The organism is Enterobacter cloacae complex sp. P18RS, from assembly GCF_014982105.1.
Lineage (GTDB): Bacteria > Pseudomonadota > Gammaproteobacteria > Enterobacterales > Enterobacteriaceae > Enterobacter > Enterobacter hormaechei_C.
This window is the reverse complement of record NZ_JADCKV010000006.1, coordinates 310,667-330,974: the sequence shown is the minus strand read 5'-3', so window position 1 is coordinate 330,974 and position 20,308 is coordinate 310,667. Positions and strand designations below refer to the sequence as shown.

Here is a 20,308-nt window from a genome sequence, read left to right as displayed (position 1 = left end):
CGAATAACCGGGGCCTGTTTAGCGAGAGGGGCATGATGCGCAGACTGGTGAATTACCTTATCAATAACATCCGCGAGCATTTCATGCTCTACATTGTTCTTTGGTCGCTGCTGGCGATCATTGACGTTATCTATATTGTATTCTTCTGAAAATTCTCGCTGACGTTTATTGACACTCCTTTAAATTTATTTAACTTATATTTTTTAAAAAACGTCACCTCAAATTTATTGAACGAAGCGATTGAAATACATTGCGGAAACACATTCAAATTCGCTGAAATAAATTAAATAAAAAACATTATTCATTTTTTTCAGTTGCATTATTTATTTAACCCGTCCATTTTTATTGCTCAGTCATTTGAGAACGGAAATTCATATGCAATGGCGTAACTCCTCCCGTCGCTACGGAATAATATCCATGTGTTTACACTGGCTATTTGCACTTGCCGTCTATGCCATGTTTGGTCTCGGCCTGTGGATGGTGACATTAAGCTATTATGACGGTTGGTATCATCAGGCCCCCGAATTGCACAAAAGCATTGGGGTTCTGCTGATGATGGGTCTGGTTTTTCGCGTGATCTGGCGACATATCTCTCCGCCCCCTCCAGCGCCCAAAAGCCATGGCCGCCTTACCCGCATAAGCGCTGTTGGCGCACATATCGCACTCTATGCCCTGCTGTTCGCCATTCTGATCAGCGGCTATCTCATTTCGACCGCAGACGGTAAACCGATCAGCGTGTTTGGGCTTTTTGACGTCCCAGCCACGCTGGCTGACGCCGGTTCACAGGCTGACACCGCAGGTGTGGTTCATCTGTGGCTGGCATGGAGCGTGGTGATCCTGTCTGTCCTGCATGGCCTTGCGGCCCTGAAACATCACTTTATTGATAAAGACGATACGCTGAAGCGCATGCTTGGCCGTTCGTCAGTTGACTCTGGAGCATAAAATGAAAAAACGCCTGTTGGGTATCGCATTAGGTTCGCTGCTATTTACCACCGGTTCGGCCATTGCCGCTGACTATAAAATTGATAAGGAGGGCCAGCATGCCTTTGTCAATTTCCGTATTCAGCATCTGGGTTACAGCTGGTTATATGGCACATTCAATGATTTCGATGGCACATTTACTTTCGACGAGAAAAACCCTGCTGCCGATAAAGTGAACGTCACCATTAATACCAACAGCGTCGACACTAATCACGCCGAGCGTGATAAACATCTGCGCAGCGCTGAATTTCTGAACGTGGGCAAATTCCCGCAAGCTACTTTCGCGTCGACAGAGGTGAAGAAAGACGGTGATAAGCTCGCTATTACCGGTAATCTGACGCTGAACGGCGTAACAAAACCGGTCACACTGGATGCCAAATTAATTGGACAGGGCGACGATCCGTGGGGTGGCAAACGTGCTGGCTTTGAAGCCGCAGGCAAAATTCATCTGAAAGATTTTAATATCACCACGGATTTAGGCCCGGCATCGCAGGATGTTGAGTTGATTATTTCGGTGGAAGGCGTTCAGCAGAAGTCATAAAACAGGCCCGGCAGGCTTTCGCGCCGCCGGGCAGTGTTTTACTCCGGGTCCGGAATACCCAGTTTGGTATTCAGTCGGCCCCGGGATTTATTAAAGATCTTATTCCCGTTCTCGCGTCCGGCACGGCGACGACGTTGCTCTTCTTCAGGCAAGATACTCTCTTCACTGCACAGCTCGCTACAGCAGCCATTAAACTTCTCGGCACATGCAGGGCACTGAATAAACAGCAGATGACATCCGTCGTTTTTGCAGTTGGTATGCGTATCGCACGGCGTACCGCACTGGTGGCAGTGCGCGATCACGTCCTCTGAAATTCGCTCGCCCATACGCTCGTCAAACACAAAGTTCTTACCGATAAAACGCACCGGTAAACCCTGCTCACGGGCGCGACGGGCATACTCAATGATCCCACCCTCAATGTGCCAGACTTTATTAAACCCGTTGTGCTTCATCCAGGCGCTGGCTTTTTCACAGCGGATCCCCCCGGTGCAGTACATAACGATCTTTTTGTCTTTATGCTCCTGCATCATCTCAACGGCTTTTGGCAGTTGCTCGCGGAAGGTGTCGGCAGGAATTTCCATCGCATTCTCGAAGTGACCCACTTCATATTCGTAGTGGTTACGCATATCAATGAACACCGCATCCGGATCGTCGAGCATCGCGTTCACTTCAGCGGCCTTCAGGTACTCCCCCACATTAGCGGCATTGAAGCTCGGATCGTCAATGCCATCCGCCACAATACGCTCGCGCACCTTCATGCGCAGCACCCAGAATGATTTACCGTCATCATCCAGCGCAATGTTCAGGCGTAAGCCGTTAAGCGCCGGATCAAACCCGTAAAGGAGGTCGCGGAAGGCGCTGACCTTGCTTTCCGGCACGCTGATCTGCGCGTTAATCCCCTCACGCGCCAGATAGACGCGACCAAACACGTTCAGGGCGGTGAAAGCCTGGTAAAGCGCATCGCGGGTCGCCTGGGGATCATCGATGGTGAAATACTTATAGAAAGAGATCGTTGTGCGCGGTTCGGTTTCGGCCAACATACGCGCTTTCAACATCTCATTCGAAACGCGGTTGTGTAACACTGGCATGGTGTACAAGTCCTGCAATCGTTGAGAAATAAAAATCGGTCGGCATGATATAGCAAACAAAGACAATTTACATCCACACAATTTACGCTACATTTCAGTCAACCTGATTAATCAGACTTAACATTTGCATATTCTTTCATGTTTCGATGACAGACATTTTGGCTATGCCTTAAAAAATGAGACAATATCCTTTCAGGACGTTAGAACACAGGACAGACATGACCCAGTTACCGAAATTTACTGCCGCGCTTTTGCATCCCCGCTATTGGTTAACATGGTCAGGCATTGGCTTGTTGTGGCTAATTGTACAGCTGCCTTATCCCGTCATTTTCCGCATGGGTAAAGGACTGGGCCGCATTGCTCAGCAGTTTATGAAGCGTCGCGCCAGGATCGCGTATCGTAACCTTGAGCTTTGTTTTCCTCAGATGAGTGAATCTGAGCGCCACGACATGGTGGTTAAAAACTTCGAATCTGTCGGCATGGGGCTGATGGAGACCGGTATGGCCTGGTTCTGGTCGGATAAACGCATGGCGCGCTGGACGGAAGTGGCCGGGACCGGCATGGAGCCGGTGCATACTCTTCAGGCCAACCAGACTGGCGTCCTGCTGATTGGCGTTCATTTCCTGACGCTCGAAATTGGCGCGCGCATGTTCGGCATGCAGGCCCCGGGTATTGGCGTTTATCGTCCTAACGATAATCCGGTGATCGATTTGATCCAGACCAACGGACGCATGCGCTCCAATAAAAGCATGATCGATCGCAAAGACCTGAAAGGGATGATCCGCGCCCTGAAATCAGGTGAAGTGGTCTGGTATGCCCCGGATCATGACTATGGCCCGCAATCCAGCGTGTTTGTCCCGTTCTTTGCGGTGGAAGATGCAGCGACGACCACCGGGACCTGGATGCTGGCGCGGATGTCCAAAGCGGCTATCGTGCCGTTTGTACCGCGCCGTAAACCAGACGGTTCAGGCTATCAGCTCATCATGCTGGAGCCGGAACTCGCGCCACCGCTGATTGATGCAGAAACCACCGCCCGCTGGATGAACGGCGTTGTCGAGAAATGCATTATGCTCGCGCCGGAGCAGTACATGTGGTTGCATCGCCGCTTTAAAACTCGGCCTCAGGGCGTCCCTTCCCGGTATTAACCTGCGTGCGGCCTTCCGGGCCGCATGTTGTTTTAGCTTTAAAAGCTCCCCGTCATTGCGGCAATCATACCCCGGGCGCATAATTAGCAGGCTTATTACCTCACTGTTCACGGTGCCCTGCACCTCATTATGCGGATAGTTATGTCCCCCACAGATGCTCCCATAAACTGGAAACGTAACCTGACGGTTGCGTGGCTGGGTTGTTTTCTTACTGGCGCCGCCTTTAGCCTGGTGATGCCCTTCCTGCCCCTCTACGTTGAACAGCTCGGCGTCACCGGACATAGCGCCCTGAATATGTGGTCCGGCCTGGTGTTCAGCATTACGTTCCTGTTCTCCGCCATTGCGTCGCCTTTCTGGGGTGGGCTGGCGGATCGCAAAGGCCGCAAAATTATGCTGCTGCGCTCCGCGCTCGGCATGGCGATCATTATGCTGCTGATGGGGGTGGCGCAGAATGTCTGGCAGTTCCTGATACTACGCGCGCTTCTGGGCCTGCTCGGGGGATTTATCCCTAACGCCAACGCCCTGATCGCCACCCAAATCCCGCGCCAGAAAAGCGGCTGGGCGTTGGGCACGCTATCCACTGGCGGCGTAAGCGGCGCACTGCTGGGCCCACTGGCGGGCGGGCTGCTGGCCGACCACTACGGACTGCGGCCGGTATTCTTCATTACCGCCAGCGTGCTGTTCCTCTGCTTCCTGGTGACGCTTATCTGTATCCGCGAGAATTTCACGCCCGTGGCCAAAAAAGAGATGCTGCACGCCCGGGATGTGCTGGCCTCGCTGAAAAACCCAAAGCTGGTGCTGAGCCTGTTTGTAACCACCATGATTATCCAGGTGGCCACCGGTTCAATCGCGCCTATACTGACGCTCTACGTACGCGACCTGGCGGGAAACGTCAGCAATATCGCCTTTATCAGCGGCCTAATCGCCTCTGTTCCCGGCGTGGCGGCGCTACTGAGCGCGCCGAGGCTCGGCAAGCTGGGAGACCGTATCGGCCCGGAAAAGATCCTGATCTGCGCCCTGATCGTCTCCGTCCTGCTGCTGATCCCCATGGCGTTGGTGCAGTCTCCGTGGCAGCTCGGCGTCCTGCGCTTCCTGCTGGGGGCTGCGGATGGTGCGCTACTCCCGGCTGTACAGACGCTGCTGGTCTATAACTCCACCAACCAGATAGCCGGTCGTATTTTCAGCTATAACCAGTCGTTTCGCGATCTGGGTAACGTCACCGGACCGCTGGTCGGCGCGGGGATTTCGGCCAGCTTCGGTTTCCGGGCGGTCTTTATCGTGACGGCAGGCGTCGTGCTGTTCAACGCCGTTTATTCGTGGCTCAGCTTATCCCGGGCGCTACGCCCGGCGCGAATAAGACAACATCGTGACGGCTAATTTTCGCATTCATACTTGCAAAATCACATAATCAGCTATTCTTTCCCTGAATACCTTCACGAAAAACAGGGAGACACCAATGACCATGTACGCCACGCTGGAAGAAGCAATTGATGCCGCTCGCGAAGAGTTCCTCGCCGATAATCCCGGCATTGAGGAAGAAGATGCTGACGTGCAACAACTCAATATCCAAAAATACGTCCTACAGGACGGCGATATTATGTGGCAGGCCGAATTCTTTGCTGATGAAGGTGAAGACGGTGAATGTCTGCCGATACTCAGTGGTGAAGGTGCACAGGCGGTATTCGACGGCGACTATGACGAAATTGAGTTACGTCAGGAGTGGCTGGAAGAAAATACGCTGCACGAATGGGACGAAGGTGAGTTTCAGCTCGAACCGCCGCTGGATACCGAAGAGGGTCAGGCCGCAGCGGACGAATGGGACGAGCGATAAGTCACCGCTACTCGTAGGGGCCGTGGCTGGCATCGATGGGCAGCAGTAGCGTGTCGAAAATCAGCGAAAACGGCAGATCGAGCACGGTGAGATAGCGCCATGCGGAATCACGGACATCCCACTGTACGCCGGGGTAGTACTGATTCCCGTGGCCCTGCCCGGGGATGGTGCGGCTGATGATGCTGCCGCAACCGCTGAGCAGGCATGCCATCATGACGACAATGATTACTTTCATTTCTGACCTCTAAAAAAATACCGGCGATTAAGCCGGTATTTTATTTGGCGGGTGGCGCTTCGCTTACCCGCCCTACTTAACAACTTACTTCGCCTTCAGGGCCAGCGGATTGAGCTTCACGTCCTTGTAGTAGTTCACCCACGAAGAGTATCTCTCCGGCGCGGACCACACGCGGTAGTGAAGCCGTGCCATCGTCACCGGATCGCTCAACAACACCAGACGACGGTCGCGGTTAAGCTTTTCTGGCGTCTCGTTCAGCGCCTGCTCAACGTGGCGATCGCGGGCGATCTCCAGCACCTGGCTGGCGCGGTGACGCGCCGTCGCCATCGCGGTTGCCAGCGCGTTGAATGACGGGTTAAACACGGCATGCATAAAGCCATCATCCAGCGTGCGTTTGCGGTTCTGCTCCAGATAGGTATCGGTATCCACCAGCACCTGCGGCGGAGAATACTCTTCCGGGATCAGGAACAGCTTCCAGCGTTTGGTACGCAGGCCCACCGTGGAACGGCTGGAGATCACCGACACAAACGGCGACAGGATCAGCGAGAAGACGATTGGCGCCAGCCAGAACAGGAAACGCAGATCCAGCCAGGCCATACCAACGGCCCACACCAGGCCCAGCAGCAGCTGAGAGCCGTGGCGCATAAAGGCTTCACTCCACGGCGTAGAGTCATCGTCACGCTGCGGTGAATTCCACACCACTTCCCATCCCAGGAACGCGCTCACCACAAACACCGTATGGAACAGCATACGCACCGGGGCCAGCAGGACCGAGAACAGCACTTCCAGCAGCAGTGAAAGGGTCACGCGGCAGAAACCACCGTACTCCTTCGAACCTTTGCACCAGATCAGAATGATACTGAGCAGCTTAGGCAGGAACAGCAGCACCATGGTCGACGCGAACAGCGCGATCGCAAGCTCCGGACGCCACTGCGGCCACACCGGGAACAGCTGGCGCGGTTGCAGGAAATACTGCGGCTCCGTCAGGGCATGCACAACCTGCAACGCGGTTGAGAGCGCCAGGAACATAAACCACAGCGGCGCAGACAGATAGGACATAACGCCCGTCAGGAACACCGCACGGTGAACAGGGTGCATCCCTTTCACCAGGAACAGGCGGAAGTTCATCAGGTTACCGTGACACCAGCGGCGGTCGCGTTTGAGCTCATCCAGCAGGTTCGGCGGCAGCTCTTCATACGAGCCAGGCAGATCGTAGGCAATCCAGACTCCCCACCCTGCACGACGCATCAGCGCGGCTTCCACAAAGTCATGCGACAGAATGGACCCGGCAAACGACCCTTCACCCGGCAGCGGCGCCAGGGCGCAGTGCTCGATGAATGGCTTCACGCGGATAATGGCGTTGTGGCCCCAGTAGTGAGATTCACCCAGCTGCCAGAAGTGCAGACCGGCAGTAAACAGCGGCCCGTAGACGCGGGTCGCAAACTGCTGGCAGCGCGCATACAGCGTGTCCATACCGGACGCTTTTGGCGAGGACTGAATAATTCCCGCGTTCGGGTTGGCTTCCATCAGACGGACCAGCCCGCTCAGGCAGTCGCCGCTCATCACGGAGTCTGCATCCAGTACCACCATGTAGCTGTACTGGTTACCCCAGCGACGACAGAAGTCATCAATGTTTCCGCTCTTACGCTTAACACGACGACGACGACGACGGTAGAAGATCTGCCCTTCGCCCTGCACCTCGGCAATCAGTTCCATCCAGGCTTTTTGCTCCGCCACGCAGATATCCGGATTGTAGCTGTCGCTCAGGATATAGACGTCGAAATGCGCCGCGTTACCGGTCGCCTTCACGGACTCCCAGGTGGCACGCAGCCCGGCGAATACGCGGTCAACGTCTTCGTTACAGATAGGCATGATCAGCGCGGTACGGTGCTCAGGATTGAGGGGTTCATCCCCGACCGTCGACGCGGAAATGCTGTATTTGTCACGCCCCATCAGCAGTTGCAGGAAGCCCATCAGCGCCGTCCAGAACCCGGCGGAGACCCAACAGAACAGCACAGCGAACAGCAGAAGAATGCCGCTCTGTAAAATATACGGCAGCAGCTGCATGAAGGAGACCCAGATATCCTGGCCAATCATGTCAGCAGGGTTAATTAACGCCCAGCCCTGGTACGGCAGAATGGTTTTCATGTACCAGGTGGCGACAACCGTCTGCGCCAGCGTCAGCAGCAGCAGAATGTAACGACGAATCGTTCCCACGGTACGCCATTTCTGCTCGGACGCCTGCTGTTCTTTGGTCAGACGTGACAGATAGCGCGGCGTCACGTCTCGCCCACGCAGGCGATCCCAGAAGCGGCCCACCGGGTTGGTGCGCCACGGATCGGGGAACATGGAGGAACGCGTGGCCTTCGGCATCGCCTGTAGCTGGTCACGCCCTTCGTCATCCTTGATTAACTGCCCTTCTGCCAGCGAGTCCGGCCATGCCTGCTCCAGACGTGCCTTCACTGACCCCAGCGGCGTATCATCATCACGGGAAAAGTGACGATGTTCACCATCCAGCGCGGTGTGAACCGCGCGGATGTCGCTCGCAGGGAGTGCCGCTTTTTCAATGTCCGTCAGCGGCATGGCATCAATATATTCAGATGTATTATTCATTGGCAGGTAGCTGATAGCTCCAGGTTTCACTCAGCGGCTTATCGTTACTGACCAGCGCGGCGCGCATTTCAGTGGTCTGTTTCGGATCTTTCACCTTCACGCGCAGGGTCAAACGCCACCCTTTGGTGACCGGATTGTAGCGCACGGCGTTCTCAACGATTTCACCGTTATCGCCAATGCTGGCCTGTGCTGTCACGGCAGTATCCGGCGCCAGTTTTTTCATATCCTGCCCGGTGAAGTCCACGATAAATGCCAGCGTGCCATCCGGCTGACGAATCAGGTTGGACTGCTTCACGTCACCCGTCGAACGACGCGTCTGCATCACGTACGCGTTATCCGGCGCGTGCAGCTTGTCTTCGTCACGGCTGAAGGTGATCGCATACTTGAAGTTCATCTCTTTACCGGCTTCCGGCAGCTGATCCGGTGTCCAGTACGCCACGATGTTATCGTTGGTTTCGTCGTTGGTTGGAATTTCAACCAGCTCAACTTTGCCTTTACCCCAGTCGCCTTTCGGCGTCACCCAGGCGCTTGGACGCAGATCGTAGCGGTCATCCAGATCTTCAAAGCGGGAGAACTGACGGCCACGTTGCAGCAGACCAAAGCCCTGCGGGTTTTCCATCGCAAAGCTGCTGACGGCGAGGTGTTTCGGGTTGTTCAGCGGACGCCAGATCCACTCGCCGTTACCGGCATGAATGGAGAGGCCATTGGAATCATGCAGTTCAGGACGGAAGTTGGTCGCCGGAGACGGCTGGTTCGGCCCGAACAGGAACATGCTGGTCAGCGGCGCGACGCCCAGTTTGCCCACTTTATCGCGCAGGTAAACTTTAGACTGTACGTCAACCACCGTGTCACGCCCTGGCATGATCACGAAGCGATAAGCGCCTGTCGCACGAGGGGAGTCCAGCAGCGCATAAATTGTCAGACGTTTGTCGGTTGGTTTTGGACGTTCGATCCAGAACTCGCGAAAACGTGGAAATTCTTCACCTGATGGCAGCGCGGTATCAATTGCCAGACCGCGCGCAGAAAGCCCGTACACCTGCCCCGCGCCAATCACGCGGAAGTAGCTGGCGCCAAGCATGCTGACGATTTCGTCGTTTTTATCTTTGCTGTTAATCGGATAAAGCACCTTGAAGCCTGCGAAGCCGAGGTCTTTTACCGTGTCTTTATCGTGTTGCACATCGCCAAAATTGAAATAATCCGGGCTGTACTTGATTTTGCGTACCGCGGTCGCCGTCACTTCGTTGATGGCAACCGGCGTGTCGAAGTACATACCCTGGTGGTAAAATTCAAGCTTGAACGGGGTTTTAATATTGTTCCAGTACGCTTTATCGTGATTGAACTGGATCTGCTGATAGTCCGCGTATTTCATGTCGCGGAAAACGGAGGGCAGGTTACTTTTTGGCGCTTCGTAGCTCTTGCCCGCCATCGATTTAGCCTGTTTTGCGACATCATCGATGTTAAAGGCCAGTGCAGATGAGGTATACAGTGACAACAGCACTGCTACACCCAACCAACGCATTTTCATCATTTGTGGTTTATGTTTCATAATAAGTAAGCACTTCCCCCTTTGTGTGCTTATATCGATCCGATCCATTTTAATGGAAACTCAGGCAATCCGACAACATTATCACTGCTTTGTTCAGCTCGCTGGCTCATGGATTAAGCAAATGAAAGAACCCGCTTTTCACTTTGCGTGCTTATCCTGGAGACAGGGTGTCGGTCTTGGTGTAGGGTTGGCTCCGAATGTAACCATTATGAGCCTTAAGGATAAGGCGAAAAGTCTGAGAATGCGCAAAGTTATATGAGCACAACCCCTGTACAACGTGAATATTTCCTCGACTCGATCCGCGCATGGCTCATGCTATTGGGGATCCCTTTTCATATTTCACTGATCTATTCCAGCCACACCTGGCACGTGAACAGCCAGATGCCCTCCTGGTGGCTGACGCTGTTTAATGATTTTATCCATGCCTTCCGCATGCAGGTGTTTTTTGTCATTTCCGGTTATTTCTCTTACATGCTCTTCTTGCGCTATCCCCTCAAACGATGGTGGAAAGTGCGCGTGGAGCGCGTGGGCATACCGATGTTGACGGCCATTCCGCTGCTGACGCTGCCGCAGTTCATCATGTTGCAGCATGTTAAAGGCAAGGCGGAAAACTGGCCGAATCTCTCCTTCTATGAGAAATACAATACCCTGGTCTGGGAGCTGATTTCCCACCTCTGGTTCCTGCTGGTACTGGTGGTGCTAACCACGGTGAGTTTGTTGATCTTCAGCCAGCTGCGCCAGCGCGCGAGCACCGCATCCTCGACCTTCTTCGCCAACATCACCCTGGGCAAGCTGTCTCTGCTGTTTCTTGCGCTGGGGGTCGCGTATGCCGCCGTCAGGCGTACCCTGCTCATTGTCTACCCTCCCATTCTGAGCGATGGGCTGTTTAATTTCGTGGTGATGCAGACCCTGTTCTACATTCCCTTCTTCCTGATTGGGGCGCTGGCATTTATTCATCCCCGGCTTAAAGCGCTGTTTACCACCCCCTCCCCCTGGTGTGCGGTGGGTGCTGCGCTGGCCTTTGCCGCCTATCTTCTCAATCAGCGCTATGGCAGCGGGGACGCGTGGATGTATGAGACAGAGAGCGTGATAACGATGCTGATGGGCCTGTGGATGGTTAACGTGGTGTTCGCCCTTGGCCATCGTCTGCTGAATTTTAAATCCAGTCGCGTCACCTATTTCGTTAATGCTTCGCTGTTTATCTACCTGGTTCACCATCCGCTGACGCTGTTTTTCGGGGCGTACATAACGCCGCATATCGCCTCGAATGCGCTGGGCTTCTTCACCGGCCTGGTCTTTGTGGTTGGCATTGCCATCGTGTTGTATGAAATCCATCTGCGGATCCCGCTTTTGCGTTTCCTGTTCTCAGGCAAACCTCAGGTTAAAGCGGGATAACAAAACGGCGCCTCCAGGGCGCCGTTTTTGCACTTCAGACATCAAAATGCCTGGCTGCGCGCGGTCAAAATCCGCTGATACAGGTCGGCGGTGTGCTCATCGAAACAGACAAAAATGACTTTTTCCGGCATGGGTTTGAGGGAAAGGTAGTGATAAACGGTATTCACGGCGATTGTAGCTGCCGCTTCCTTTGGATAACCGTACACGCCGGTGCTAATGGCGGGGAACGCCATGGTCTTATACCCGTTATCCGCCGCAAGCCGCAGGCAGTTCCGATACGCCTGCTCCAGAATCTCAGCCTCATGGCGGTCGCCACCGTGCCAGACGGGTCCAACGGTATGGATCACCGCTTTGGCCGGGAGATCGCCTGCAAGCGTAATAACAGCATGCCCCGGCGGGCACTCTCCCTGCTGCTGACGCACGGTTTTGCATGCTTCAAGGAGTTGAGGGCCTGCGGCCCGGTGAATGGCACCGTCCACCCCGCCCCCACCCATCAGGGAGGAATTGGCTGCGTTGACGATCACGTCAACGTGTACCGTCGTGATATCGCCATGAATAACGTCGATTTGCGGTCTCATAAACACCCTCTGCAACCCGCCTTTTTCATCAGTGTATCGCAGAGGGAGAAGGAGAAAAACTGCCGTGAAAAAAACGTCGGTTATCGGTAATCGACCTGAACGACCGCAAGCGTTTTCTGTTCATTCAGGTATTTCATGCTGACAGCGGCCAGAGCTGAATGAGGATGATGGCCCCGGAGCGCCTCGTCATAACTGATGGTATGCGTTTTCATACGGTTATTTTCCGGACAGGAGATCGCAAACTGCTGATGCCGGGGCGTGACTTCGCACGGGTCAGCGACCACCGCGCCACGAAAATGAATCACCCCACCATTTTCTATAGTTGCTGAATAAGCCGGAGATAAAAAAGAGGACAGGATCAGTCCCAGACCAGAAATAATACACGCTGCGGATTTGAACATTATTTGTACTCCTCAATGAAATTCGTCCTTGAGGGGTAAAAACGCTCCGTTATGACGTATCAATTTAAGCAACCCGATGACTGGGTTCTTGATATCAGCATAGCTTACCTGTGCAGCGCCGCCACTTTATTAAATCATTGATTTCATGAATTATTAAAGCGTACTTACCGGTGCGTTCCACTGCTGTGATAAATGAAGCGATTTTCCATCGGAAACGGTGACGATTATTTTTACCGCATCCCCTGAACGAATATTTAAACTGATTCGCGTTAAATCAATCGGCTGATTAGCGGGTATAAAAAGAGTATTTTTCTGCCGCGATGTACTTTGTCCCGCTTGCCCCTGTCGGACAGATAACACCTCAACCTGACATTCGCAGGCGTCTGCCAGCGTGACCTGAGGAATAATGGTTGTCATATTTGCCTGCTGTGAGGTGCTGAACGTTATCTGGCTGGCAAGCGCAGCAAGGAGAATGAAGGTGCTCATGAGATCCTCCCGAAAAAAAACAGGGCACATGCCCTGTTTTTTGGTACAGAATTGAATCAGTACTGATGTGCGGTCGCGTTGTTGCCAAAGCCAACTTGGTGCACAGTCACCGTTGAGCCGGACGCTGTCTGGTCTACCGCCGCGCCGTTGCCGCCGCCGAACTGTTTCACGTTGATCACAGAGTCTTTGCTATTCCACTGGTCGATGGTGGCGCTGTTACCAAAGCCTTTTTGCAGCAGATCGATAGAACTGTCATCAGAGCCCTGACCAACATCTGCGCCGTTACCGCCACCGTGCTGGGTAATGGTCAATTCAGAATCTCGGGCGTCCGTCTGCAAAGCAAGCGCGGAGTTACCGCCGCCGTACTGGTAAATGCTCAGGGTTGAGTCAGGGCCGTTATTGCCGCCACCCCAGCCACCACCGTGGCCGCCGCCAAATTGTGGTACCGCACCTGCGAAAGCACTGCCAGAAACTACGATTGCTGCAATAACTGCCACTTTGAAAAGTTTCATGGTAAACCCCCATCGGATTGATTAAGGCGTCACACATCGCTAGCGTTGAATAACGCGAATAGCCATTTGCGACTGTCTCTGTACTACAACTGCTGTTTTCTGCGTACCATACTGCGTTATATTCGCCCTGTTACCCGAGCCTTTCTGGATAATCATGGCGGTGTTGCCAAAAGCGCCCTGCTTAATACTCGCATCGTTGCCGTTACCGGTCTGATCGATATAAGCAAGGTTATACGTCCCTGACTGATCAACATGCGCGCGGTTATTCCCGCCCTCTTGGGAAATAATGGACAGCAATTTAGAACCGCCCTGGCGTACATCAGCATTATTACCTGAGCCCTGTTGACCAATAATGGCTGCCTGATTGTATGAAGCTTTACTTAATTCATTTATCGCAAAATTATATTCAGAACTGGCTAAATCTGAATCACCTGCGATTACAAACCCAGGCGCACCCAGTAATGTAAACATCATAAACAACATTTTGTTTTTCATGCTGTCACCCTGGACCTGGCTATAAAATAGGTATGTCTTTACCCGTTAACGCGATTCGTTTTGTTAACGCCGCGTTACGGAAAAGAGTATGTCTGCCGAAACATATTTAATATCTCACCCGTGTGCCTTATTTTTATATGCTCATTCACCTCAAAGTCGTAAATCTCGCCTGAAACGACGCGACACACCACTAATGCAGAAATAAATTCTTGTCTGAGCGCCTGGACAACAGCGAGACAGGCTGTCCAACCTGTAGCGGCTTCTACAGACAAACATGGCAATGTCTTTTGCCCGGTGCGTGACACGAAGCAAGTTTTCTTAAGAAAAATTTCCAGCTTAGAGAAGTCTTAACTTTTTAGCTGAGTTCATACTTTTTACCGGCTGGCTTACAATAATTAAAAGCTCAATAATTCAATTCTTTATAATATATTGTATGACTTTCAAAATCTATGCACGTTTATACACCTGTACAACTTTCCCCTTATCTTAAAATCTATTCACCCTGCAAAATACACAACTTAATATCGAATTTTACATTATGTTACATGATTAACACTTGCTTTAAAGTTTGCAATAGCTAGATTGAAAACAGCAGTACGTTATTTGTTTTTAATTTTACCGCCTCCTTTGGAGGAAGGTTTTTTAACTACACACAGCAGTGCCACACCTGTCAGTACTTCTGGTGCCTTTTTCAATAATACGAGGGCAGCTGCCGGGTGTCATAAATAACGTGGGGTTTCATCATGTTTAATGAAGTCCATAGCTTACCCGGTCATACATTATTGTTGATCACAAAACCTTCCCTACAAGCGACAGCGTTATTGCAGCATTTAAAACAATGTCTCTCGCTTAACGGGAAACTGCATAATATTCAACGTTCTTTTGATGATATCGCTCCTGGCAGCATCATTCTTCTCGATATGATGGAAGCGGATAAAAAACTGGTCCATTACTGGCAGGATAATTTAAGCAGGAAAAACAATAATATCCGCGTATTGTTATTAAATACGCCTGATGAGTATCCTTTCCGCGATATTGAGAGTTGGCCGCATATTAACGGCGTGTTTTACGTCACTGAAGAAGAAAACCGTGTCGTGGAGGGTTTGCAGGGCATTTTGCGGGGGGAGTGTTATTTCTCGCAAAAACTGGCCAGCTACCTCATTACCCACTCCGGAAATTATCGCTATAACAGTTCAGAATCTGCACTTCTGACGCACCGTGAGAAAGAGATCCTGAACAAACTGCGTATTGGTGCTTCAAATATTGAAATCGCCCGTTCGTTATTTATCAGCGAAAATACGGTTAAGACGCATCTTTATAATCTTTTCAAAAAGATAGCTGTTAAAAATCGCACGCAGGCGGTGTCGTGGGCAAACGATAACCTCAGGCGTTAATAGCATGAAACGCACCCTAAGTTGGATTGCCGCCGCAGGCATTATGCTTGCTGCCGGAAACCTTCAGGCTGTTGAGGTGGAAGTTCCCGGACTGTTGACCGACCACACCGTCACCTCTGTCGGACACAATTTTTATCGTGCCTTCAGCGATAAGTGGGAAAGCGATTATCCGGGTAACTTAACCATCAACGAACGGCCCAGTGCGCGGTGGGGAAGCTGGATCACAATAACCGCTAATCAGGACGTTATTTACCAGACTTTTTTATTCCCAACGAAAAGAGACTTCGATCAGAACGTCGCTTTCGCGCTGGCACAAACAGAAGAAGCTATTAACCGCCTACAGTTAGACAAAGCCCTTTTGAGCACAGGCGATTTAGCAAAAGATGAGTTCTAGCAACGACACCTATTTCGGAGGCTGTAATGCGTCTCGCACACACAGTGATTTCGTTAATGCTCATTGCGCCGTTGAGCTGGGCCGGAAATATGACATTCCAGTTCCGCAACCCTAATTTTGGCGGCAACCCGAATAACGGAGCCTTTATGCTTAACCAGGCTCAGGCTCAAAACTCCTATAAAGACCCCAGCTATGACGATGATTTCGGTATCGAGACCCCGTCGGCCCTGGATAATTTCACTCAGGCCATCCAGTCGCAAATATTAGGTGGCTTATTAACCAACATTAATACCGGAAAACCCGGCCGGATGGTCACTAACGACTTTATCGTCGATATTGCCAATAAAGATGGGCAGCTTCAGTTAAATGTGACAGACCGAAAAACCGGTAAAACGTCGACAATCCAGGTTTCCGGTTTGCAGACCAGTTCAACTGATTTCTAAACAACCCCGAAATAAGGACAATTATTATGCAGCGCTTTTTTATTTTAGTTGCAGTGTGCTTATTAAGCGGTTGTTTAACTGCCCCGCCAAAAGAAGCCGCTAAACCCACCCTGATGCCCCGTGCCCAGAGCTACCGGGATCTGACGCATCTGCCGGTCCCTACCGGGAAGATATTCGTCTCGGTCTATAACATTCAGGATGAGACGGGCCAGTTCAAACCGTATCCGGCCAGTAACTTCTCGACGGCCGTACCGCAGAGCGCCACCGCGATGCTGGTCACCGCCCTGAAAGATTCTCGCTGGTTTATCCCGCTGGAACGTCAGGGGCTGCAAAACCTGCTTAACGAACGAAAAATCATTCGTGCCGCGCAGGAGAATGGTACCGTTGGCGTCAATAACCGCATGCCGCTACAGTCTCTCACCGCAGCCAATATCATGGTGGAAGGCTCGATTATCGGCTACGAAAGTAACGTGAAATCGGGCGGCGCGGGTGCGCGTTACTTTGGCATCGGGGCCGACACGCAGTATCAGCTGGATCAGATTGCCGTCAACCTGCGCGTGGTTAACGTGAGCACGGGTGAGATATTATCCTCCGTGACCACCAGCAAAACGATTCTCTCTTATGAAGTGCAGGCCGGGGTGTTCCGCTTTATCGATTACCAGCGTCTGCTGGAGGGTGAAATTGGCTATACCTCTAACGAGCCGGTCATGCTGTGTCTGATGTCGGCCATCGAAACCGGCGTGATTTTCCTGATTAATGACGGTATCGATCGCGGCTTGTGGGATCTTCAGAATAAAAGTGACGTGAGTAATGCGGTGCTGGTGAAATACCGAGAGATGTCGGTGCCGCCAGAGTCATAATCGGCGGCGCATAAAAAAGGCGAGATTTCCGTCTCGCCTTTTTTTATTTACTTACCGCAGGAACGCTCTGGCTCTTCTCGCGTCGGGCCGCAAGCCAGAGGCCGCTGTTCTTCATGGCGTAGCCAAACAGTAACCCCAGCATGAGCGAAGGGACCACCAGCTTCCAGTCCCCCTGCCCCGCAAAGGTCGCGCAGGCACCCATGAACGTGCCGGGCACAAAGGACAACAGCAGATGTTTTGCCTGAACGCACATCAGGAAGGCCACAATGCCGGTGATGGCGTACCCCAGGATTTCCACCTGCGGCGCCAGCGCGCTGCCTTTCATAATGACCAGCGCCCAAATCACACCGCTCATCAGAGTACAGCCGGAGATGAAGAGCCCTTTGAGACCACCCTGCGGGCAGGCGAAATAGGCCGTGCAGCCAAGAAAACCAGCCCAGCTCAACAAGCCGAGAGAAACAGCCACCCAACCCCAGAGGCCGGAGAGGATGCCAGTCGTGATTGCAATACAAAGTAGTATGTTCATGGTGCGCATCTTAGCAGATGCGCACCATAGAAATGAGATCAGAAGCACATTACGTGCAAGTTGAAATGTATCGTTGCAGGATTTTTGTGATTCAAATCACTCTTCGTTCTCTTCTTCCAGCTCGTCCCACATGGCAGCGATGGCGTCACGCGTCAGCGGAGCCAGCGCTCTCCAGAACGGCGAGGTGGCATGGGCTTCAACTTTACCCAGGAAGGTGCCAACCCACGGAAGCAAATACGTTTCGAACAGGGTTTCAATCGCCTCGTTCTCATCATCACCTGCATTATCTTCAATCCAGGAGGCCGCCAGCAGCAGGGTACCGATATGATCGGCAGGCATATCCGTCAGCGGCATGCCCCGTTCTGAAAGAAACGTCCGAACTTCCGCTTCGGTCGCACCTTCCTGCCAGGCAGAACGATACGGCGACACGCGACACTCTTCCCCCACAAACAGCGCGTTGTAATCCGTTGAAATCTGCTGCATATCGCAGCTTTTTTGCAAGCGTTCCAGCAACTCATCCTGTTCCAGCGGCCAGCTCTGCGCCAGTTTACCTTCACGAATCAGGGTAAACAGCGGAACCAGCAGCGGATCCTGCGGCTGGCGGTAATATAAGGTGCCCAGCACGCGGCAAAGGATGGAAAACTCATTCATGTTTTTATTCCGTTATTAATTAAAGATCGGCAAATTCATCAATCGGTGCCATGCCGCGCGACTCAAGGAAGTCGAGCATACGACGCGGCGTGACGTTCAGGATCTGTTCTTCCGGGAAATTCACGTCCCGCAATATTTTCAGGCACTCGCTGAAATCACCCAGCGTGAAGGCCGTGTGTGAATCAGAGCCCAGCGCCACCATGCCGCCCGCGTCACGCACGGCCGCCGCCACTTCGCGGCAGTTGGCTTCACTGCCCTTACGCGAGTGAACAAAGGAGGAGTTGTTAATCTCCAGCGCCACGCGGTGCTTCGCTGCCGCCTGCGCCACGGCCTGAATATCAATCGGGTATTTCGGATTTCCCGGGTGGCTGATAATGTGCACGTTGCCGCTGGCAATAGTGGCAATCATCGCTGCGGTGTTGGTCTCTTTATCCTGGGGCGCAAAGACCGGCTCGTGGAAGCCGGCGAGGATCAGATCTAACGAGGTCAGCATCGGGCCGGTGCAGTCAATCTCACCGTCAGTATTTTTGATGTTCGCTTCGATGCCGCGCAGTATCCCGATACCGTCCACCAGGCGTGGCCAGATACGCATATTCACAAAATGCCAGTAGTGCGGCGCATCCGCCATATCCGGACCGTGATCGGTTATCGCAAACAGTTTAATGCCTTTCAGCTTCGCCTGAGCGATATAATCATGGAGGTTACTGTAAGCGTGGGTACTGGCGACGGTGTGCATATGCAGGTCAACGGGATACATCTTTCTCTCCTCTGCGGTTTTTCCAAAGGATAGCAGTTATCAGCGGCGAATATTAGCAAAAACCCGGCGAACGCCGGGTTTCTCTCAGTAGCCTCGCTGTCTGTCGACCTGTCCGGTCACCGTGTTGCCCTTCTCTATTTCGCTGATGGTATGCGAGATGTACGCCACGGCCTCCGCCGGTCGCGTCACGGCCGCAATATGAGGCGTCATCGCCACGCGCGGATGTGCCCAGAGCGGGCTGTCTTTTGGCAGCGGTTCGCGGCTATACACATCCAGCATTGCGCCTTTCAGTTTACCGCTATCCAGCGCTTTCAGCAGATCGTCTTCCACAACGTGTACCCCGCGCGCCAGGTTCATTAAGTAGCTGTCTTCTGCCAACTGGTTGAGGAGCGTGCCATTGATAATGCCGACCGTTTCCGCCGTATTCGGCAGCAGGTTAATAAGGACGCGAGTCCCTTTCAGGAACGCCGGGAGTTCGTCCGTTCCGGCAAAGCTCTCGACGCCTGGATAATCCTTACGGCTCCGGCTCCAGCAGCGCAGTGGGAAGCCCCACGGCGCGAGCGCTTCGGCGACTTTCGAACCCAGTACACCCGCGCCGAGGATGCCGATGGTGAAATCTTCATACTGATAATCCGGAAGCGGTTCCCAGTGGGATTGCTGTTTAAACGCCTGATAATCGTCGAAACGTCGGAACCAGTGCAGCACCTGGCTCACGGCATATTCCTGCATCTGCTGCCCCATACCGGTATCTTCCAGACGAAACAGGGGAATATCCTCCGGCAGCATTTCAGGGTGTGCCTTCAGCTTACTGAGAATGGAATCCACACCCGCACCAAGAGCAAACACCGCCTTCAAACGGCGTCCCTGAAGCATTTCGACCGGGGGATGCCAGACCAGCGCGTAGTCGGCATGTTCATTATCGCCCTGTTTCCATTCGCGAACGCGTGCGCCAGGCAGTGCCGCCGTGAGCGCGTTAATCCAGTAAGCCGTATCAAAAGTGGGGTGATAGAAGATAATATCCATAGTCATTGCCTTTTATTGCGCTGTTTTATTTTCATTTTCAACTGGCTTGCCAGCATAACAAATTTATCGCTAAACCGCGTTGCTGATAAAAGAGGCGCATTTCGCACATTTCGGAATCAGGTTGCCTGAAGTTTGTCTAAACACGCTAAATTACTGAAAAAGTGGGTTGACGGCAGTACGGCTTTTCCTTACATTAGCGCCCGTCCCGACAACAACGGGATGACAATATGGTGAGGTGTCCGAGTGGCTGAAGGAGCACGCCTGGAAAGTGTGTATACGGCAACGTATCGGGGGTTCGAATCCCCCCCTCACCGCCATATTCAAGACAAGAGCTCGTACGAAAGTACGGGCTTTTTTCTTTTATATTCTCCGTAAGGAGATTCGCTCCCTGCGTTCTTTATGTCGGGTGGCGC

At 52.7% G+C, this 20,308-nt stretch carries 24 protein-coding genes and 1 tRNA gene; 12 read left to right on the top strand and 13 right to left on the bottom strand.

The annotated features are described in order from the left end of the window. Window positions 1–35: 35 nt before the first annotated feature. The 3 genes from INF61_RS03910 (at window position 36) to INF61_RS03900 (ending at window position 1,522) form a co-directional block, all read left to right on the top strand. The gene (locus INF61_RS03910) at window positions 36–149 is read left to right on the top strand and encodes a YceO family protein (RefSeq protein ID WP_003858014.1); all 114 of its coding nucleotides are present in this window, start codon (window positions 36–38) and stop codon (window positions 147–149) included. A 226-nt stretch (window positions 150–375) separates the two neighbouring features. Next, a complete protein-coding gene (locus INF61_RS03905; protein WP_017384743.1) occupies window positions 376–942 on the top strand; it encodes a cytochrome b in 567 nt (188 codons plus the stop codon). Window position 943: 1 nt separating this feature from the next. Beyond that, entirely contained in the window at window positions 944–1,522 is a 579-nt protein-coding gene (locus INF61_RS03900) for a YceI family protein (protein WP_017384744.1), read from the top strand. 38 nt (window positions 1,523–1,560) lie between these two features. Here INF61_RS03900 and INF61_RS03895 read toward each other — a convergent pair whose 3' ends face one another. Then, window positions 1,561–2,610, bottom strand: a complete 1,050-nt coding sequence (locus tag INF61_RS03895) for a rhodanese-related sulfurtransferase (protein WP_015570841.1) — start codon at window positions 2,608–2,610, stop codon at window positions 1,561–1,563. Between the two features lie 218 nt (window positions 2,611–2,828). On the opposite strand from INF61_RS03895, the gene INF61_RS03890 reads away from it, so the two are divergent. The 3 genes from INF61_RS03890 to INF61_RS03880 all read left to right on the top strand — a co-directional run bounded on the left by INF61_RS03890 (window position 2,829) and on the right by INF61_RS03880 (window position 5,586). After that, entirely contained in the window at window positions 2,829–3,755 is a 927-nt protein-coding gene (locus tag INF61_RS03890; protein ID WP_003858019.1) for a Kdo(2)-lipid IV(A) acyltransferase, read from the top strand. A gap of 141 nt (window positions 3,756–3,896) precedes the next feature. Further along, a complete protein-coding gene (mdtG, locus tag INF61_RS03885; RefSeq protein WP_017384746.1) occupies window positions 3,897–5,132 on the top strand; it encodes a multidrug efflux MFS transporter MdtG in 1,236 nt (411 codons plus the stop codon). Between the two features lie 79 nt (window positions 5,133–5,211). Next, window positions 5,212–5,586, top strand: coding sequence for a MysB family protein (locus INF61_RS03880; protein WP_003858026.1), 375 nt, complete (start codon window positions 5,212–5,214; stop codon window positions 5,584–5,586). Window positions 5,587–5,593: 7 nt separating this feature from the next. Here INF61_RS03880 and INF61_RS03875 read toward each other — a convergent pair whose 3' ends face one another. The 3 genes from INF61_RS03875 to mdoG all read right to left on the bottom strand — a co-directional run bounded on the left by INF61_RS03875 (window position 5,594) and on the right by mdoG (window position 9,980). Further along, on the bottom strand, window positions 5,594–5,821 hold the full coding sequence (locus tag INF61_RS03875; RefSeq protein ID WP_003858030.1) for a YceK/YidQ family lipoprotein: 228 nt from the start codon (window positions 5,819–5,821) through the stop codon (window positions 5,594–5,596). A gap of 84 nt (window positions 5,822–5,905) precedes the next feature. Next, on the bottom strand, window positions 5,906–8,434 hold the full coding sequence (gene mdoH / locus INF61_RS03870) for a glucans biosynthesis glucosyltransferase MdoH (protein WP_015570846.1): 2,529 nt from the start codon (window positions 8,432–8,434) through the stop codon (window positions 5,906–5,908). Beyond that, on the bottom strand, window positions 8,427–9,980 hold the full coding sequence (gene mdoG, locus INF61_RS03865) for a glucans biosynthesis protein MdoG (protein ID WP_015570847.1): 1,554 nt from the start codon (window positions 9,978–9,980) through the stop codon (window positions 8,427–8,429). The genes mdoH and mdoG overlap by 8 nt, the downstream gene beginning before the upstream one ends. A gap of 255 nt (window positions 9,981–10,235) precedes the next feature. On the opposite strand from mdoG, the gene mdoC reads away from it, so the two are divergent. Next, window positions 10,236–11,375, top strand: coding sequence for a glucans biosynthesis protein MdoC (gene mdoC / locus INF61_RS03860; protein WP_017384749.1), 1,140 nt, complete (start codon window positions 10,236–10,238; stop codon window positions 11,373–11,375). Window positions 11,376–11,416: 41 nt separating this feature from the next. Here the strand turns inward: mdoC and ymdB are convergent, their stop codons facing one another. The 5 genes from ymdB to csgB all read right to left on the bottom strand — a co-directional run bounded on the left by ymdB (window position 11,417) and on the right by csgB (window position 13,847). Continuing rightward, the gene (gene ymdB, locus INF61_RS03855; protein ID WP_015570849.1) at window positions 11,417–11,953 is read right to left on the bottom strand and encodes an O-acetyl-ADP-ribose deacetylase; all 537 of its coding nucleotides are present in this window, start codon (window positions 11,951–11,953) and stop codon (window positions 11,417–11,419) included. Between the two features lie 80 nt (window positions 11,954–12,033). Continuing rightward, window positions 12,034–12,354, bottom strand: coding sequence for a type 1 fimbrial protein (locus INF61_RS03850; protein ID WP_017384751.1), 321 nt, complete (start codon window positions 12,352–12,354; stop codon window positions 12,034–12,036). Window positions 12,355–12,507: 153 nt separating this feature from the next. Beyond that, window positions 12,508–12,840: a curli assembly chaperone CsgC gene (csgC, locus tag INF61_RS03845; RefSeq protein WP_017384752.1), complete on the bottom strand. Its 333-nt coding sequence runs from the start codon at window positions 12,838–12,840 to the stop codon at window positions 12,508–12,510. Between the two features lie 56 nt (window positions 12,841–12,896). Continuing rightward, window positions 12,897–13,352, bottom strand: coding sequence for a curli major subunit CsgA (gene csgA, locus INF61_RS03840; protein WP_003858043.1), 456 nt, complete (start codon window positions 13,350–13,352; stop codon window positions 12,897–12,899). Between the two features lie 39 nt (window positions 13,353–13,391). Then, the gene (gene csgB, locus INF61_RS03835; RefSeq protein ID WP_017384753.1) at window positions 13,392–13,847 is read right to left on the bottom strand and encodes a curli minor subunit CsgB; all 456 of its coding nucleotides are present in this window, start codon (window positions 13,845–13,847) and stop codon (window positions 13,392–13,394) included. Window positions 13,848–14,590: 743 nt separating this feature from the next. Between csgB and csgD the strand changes: the two genes are divergently transcribed. From csgD to csgG, 4 genes are read left to right on the top strand one after another with little or no spacing between them, the layout of a single operon-like run. Then, window positions 14,591–15,241, top strand: a complete 651-nt coding sequence (gene csgD / locus INF61_RS03830) for a biofilm master transcriptional regulator CsgD (protein WP_017384754.1) — start codon at window positions 14,591–14,593, stop codon at window positions 15,239–15,241. Between the two features lie 4 nt (window positions 15,242–15,245). Continuing rightward, window positions 15,246–15,635, top strand: coding sequence for a curli production assembly/transport protein CsgE (gene csgE / locus INF61_RS03825; RefSeq protein ID WP_017384755.1), 390 nt, complete (start codon window positions 15,246–15,248; stop codon window positions 15,633–15,635). Between the two features lie 26 nt (window positions 15,636–15,661). After that, window positions 15,662–16,078, top strand: coding sequence for a curli production assembly/transport protein CsgF (gene csgF / locus INF61_RS03820; RefSeq protein ID WP_003858054.1), 417 nt, complete (start codon window positions 15,662–15,664; stop codon window positions 16,076–16,078). Window positions 16,079–16,104: 26 nt separating this feature from the next. Beyond that, the gene (csgG, locus tag INF61_RS03815; RefSeq protein WP_003858055.1) at window positions 16,105–16,938 is read left to right on the top strand and encodes a curli production assembly/transport protein CsgG; all 834 of its coding nucleotides are present in this window, start codon (window positions 16,105–16,107) and stop codon (window positions 16,936–16,938) included. A gap of 43 nt (window positions 16,939–16,981) precedes the next feature. Here csgG and INF61_RS03810 read toward each other — a convergent pair whose 3' ends face one another. From INF61_RS03810 to ghrA, 4 genes are all read right to left on the bottom strand, one after another. Further along, entirely contained in the window at window positions 16,982–17,464 is a 483-nt protein-coding gene (locus tag INF61_RS03810; RefSeq protein ID WP_072203222.1) for a DUF1097 domain-containing protein, read from the bottom strand. Window positions 17,465–17,560: 96 nt separating this feature from the next. Next, window positions 17,561–18,115 carry a molecular chaperone gene (locus INF61_RS03805; RefSeq protein ID WP_023296296.1) on the bottom strand — a complete coding sequence of 185 codons (555 nt, stop codon included), beginning with the start codon at window positions 18,113–18,115 and terminating at the stop codon, window positions 17,561–17,563. Between the two features lie 19 nt (window positions 18,116–18,134). Further along, a complete protein-coding gene (locus INF61_RS03800) occupies window positions 18,135–18,872 on the bottom strand; it encodes a phosphatase (RefSeq protein ID WP_003858061.1) in 738 nt (245 codons plus the stop codon). Window positions 18,873–18,956: 84 nt separating this feature from the next. Next, window positions 18,957–19,895 carry a glyoxylate/hydroxypyruvate reductase GhrA gene (ghrA, locus tag INF61_RS03795; RefSeq protein WP_040117483.1) on the bottom strand — a complete coding sequence of 313 codons (939 nt, stop codon included), beginning with the start codon at window positions 19,893–19,895 and terminating at the stop codon, window positions 18,957–18,959. Between the two features lie 229 nt (window positions 19,896–20,124). Here ghrA and INF61_RS03790 point away from each other — a divergent pair. Further along, window positions 20,125–20,212: transfer RNA gene (locus INF61_RS03790), tRNA-Ser, on the top strand. Window positions 20,213–20,308: the final 96 nt, after the last annotated feature.

What these genes read in the sequence shown, in the direction of transcription:
- INF61_RS03910 (WP_003858014.1), top strand. Translation starts at nt 36, where the DNA reads ATGCGCAGACTGGTGAATTACCTTATCAATAACATCCGCGAGCATTTC.
- INF61_RS03905 (WP_017384743.1), top strand. Translation starts at nt 376, where the DNA reads ATGCAATGGCGTAACTCCTCCCGTCGCTACGGAATAATATCCATGTGT.
- INF61_RS03900 (WP_017384744.1), top strand. Translation starts at nt 944, where the DNA reads ATGAAAAAACGCCTGTTGGGTATCGCATTAGGTTCGCTGCTATTTACC.
- INF61_RS03895 (WP_015570841.1), bottom strand. Translation starts at nt 2,610, where the DNA reads ATGCCAGTGTTACACAACCGCGTTTCGAATGAGATGTTGAAAGCGCGT.
- INF61_RS03890 (WP_003858019.1), top strand. Translation starts at nt 2,829, where the DNA reads ATGACCCAGTTACCGAAATTTACTGCCGCGCTTTTGCATCCCCGCTAT.
- mdtG (WP_017384746.1), top strand. Translation starts at nt 3,897, where the DNA reads ATGTCCCCCACAGATGCTCCCATAAACTGGAAACGTAACCTGACGGTT.
- INF61_RS03880 (WP_003858026.1), top strand. Translation starts at nt 5,212, where the DNA reads ATGACCATGTACGCCACGCTGGAAGAAGCAATTGATGCCGCTCGCGAA.
- INF61_RS03875 (WP_003858030.1), bottom strand. Translation starts at nt 5,821, where the DNA reads ATGAAAGTAATCATTGTCGTCATGATGGCATGCCTGCTCAGCGGTTGC.
- mdoH (WP_015570846.1), bottom strand. Translation starts at nt 8,434, where the DNA reads ATGAATAATACATCTGAATATATTGATGCCATGCCGCTGACGGACATT.
- mdoG (WP_015570847.1), bottom strand. Translation starts at nt 9,980, where the DNA reads ATGAAACATAAACCACAAATGATGAAAATGCGTTGGTTGGGTGTAGCA.
- mdoC (WP_017384749.1), top strand. Translation starts at nt 10,236, where the DNA reads ATGAGCACAACCCCTGTACAACGTGAATATTTCCTCGACTCGATCCGC.
- ymdB (WP_015570849.1), bottom strand. Translation starts at nt 11,953, where the DNA reads ATGAGACCGCAAATCGACGTTATTCATGGCGATATCACGACGGTACAC.
- INF61_RS03850 (WP_017384751.1), bottom strand. Translation starts at nt 12,354, where the DNA reads ATGTTCAAATCCGCAGCGTGTATTATTTCTGGTCTGGGACTGATCCTG.
- csgC (WP_017384752.1), bottom strand. Translation starts at nt 12,840, where the DNA reads ATGAGCACCTTCATTCTCCTTGCTGCGCTTGCCAGCCAGATAACGTTC.
- csgA (WP_003858043.1), bottom strand. Translation starts at nt 13,352, where the DNA reads ATGAAACTTTTCAAAGTGGCAGTTATTGCAGCAATCGTAGTTTCTGGC.
- csgB (WP_017384753.1), bottom strand. Translation starts at nt 13,847, where the DNA reads ATGAAAAACAAAATGTTGTTTATGATGTTTACATTACTGGGTGCGCCT.
- csgD (WP_017384754.1), top strand. Translation starts at nt 14,591, where the DNA reads ATGTTTAATGAAGTCCATAGCTTACCCGGTCATACATTATTGTTGATC.
- csgE (WP_017384755.1), top strand. Translation starts at nt 15,246, where the DNA reads ATGAAACGCACCCTAAGTTGGATTGCCGCCGCAGGCATTATGCTTGCT.
- csgF (WP_003858054.1), top strand. Translation starts at nt 15,662, where the DNA reads ATGCGTCTCGCACACACAGTGATTTCGTTAATGCTCATTGCGCCGTTG.
- csgG (WP_003858055.1), top strand. Translation starts at nt 16,105, where the DNA reads ATGCAGCGCTTTTTTATTTTAGTTGCAGTGTGCTTATTAAGCGGTTGT.
- INF61_RS03810 (WP_072203222.1), bottom strand. Translation starts at nt 17,464, where the DNA reads ATGAACATACTACTTTGTATTGCAATCACGACTGGCATCCTCTCCGGC.
- INF61_RS03805 (WP_023296296.1), bottom strand. Translation starts at nt 18,115, where the DNA reads ATGAATGAGTTTTCCATCCTTTGCCGCGTGCTGGGCACCTTATATTAC.
- INF61_RS03800 (WP_003858061.1), bottom strand. Translation starts at nt 18,872, where the DNA reads ATGTATCCCGTTGACCTGCATATGCACACCGTCGCCAGTACCCACGCT.
- ghrA (WP_040117483.1), bottom strand. Translation starts at nt 19,895, where the DNA reads ATGGATATTATCTTCTATCACCCCACTTTTGATACGGCTTACTGGATT.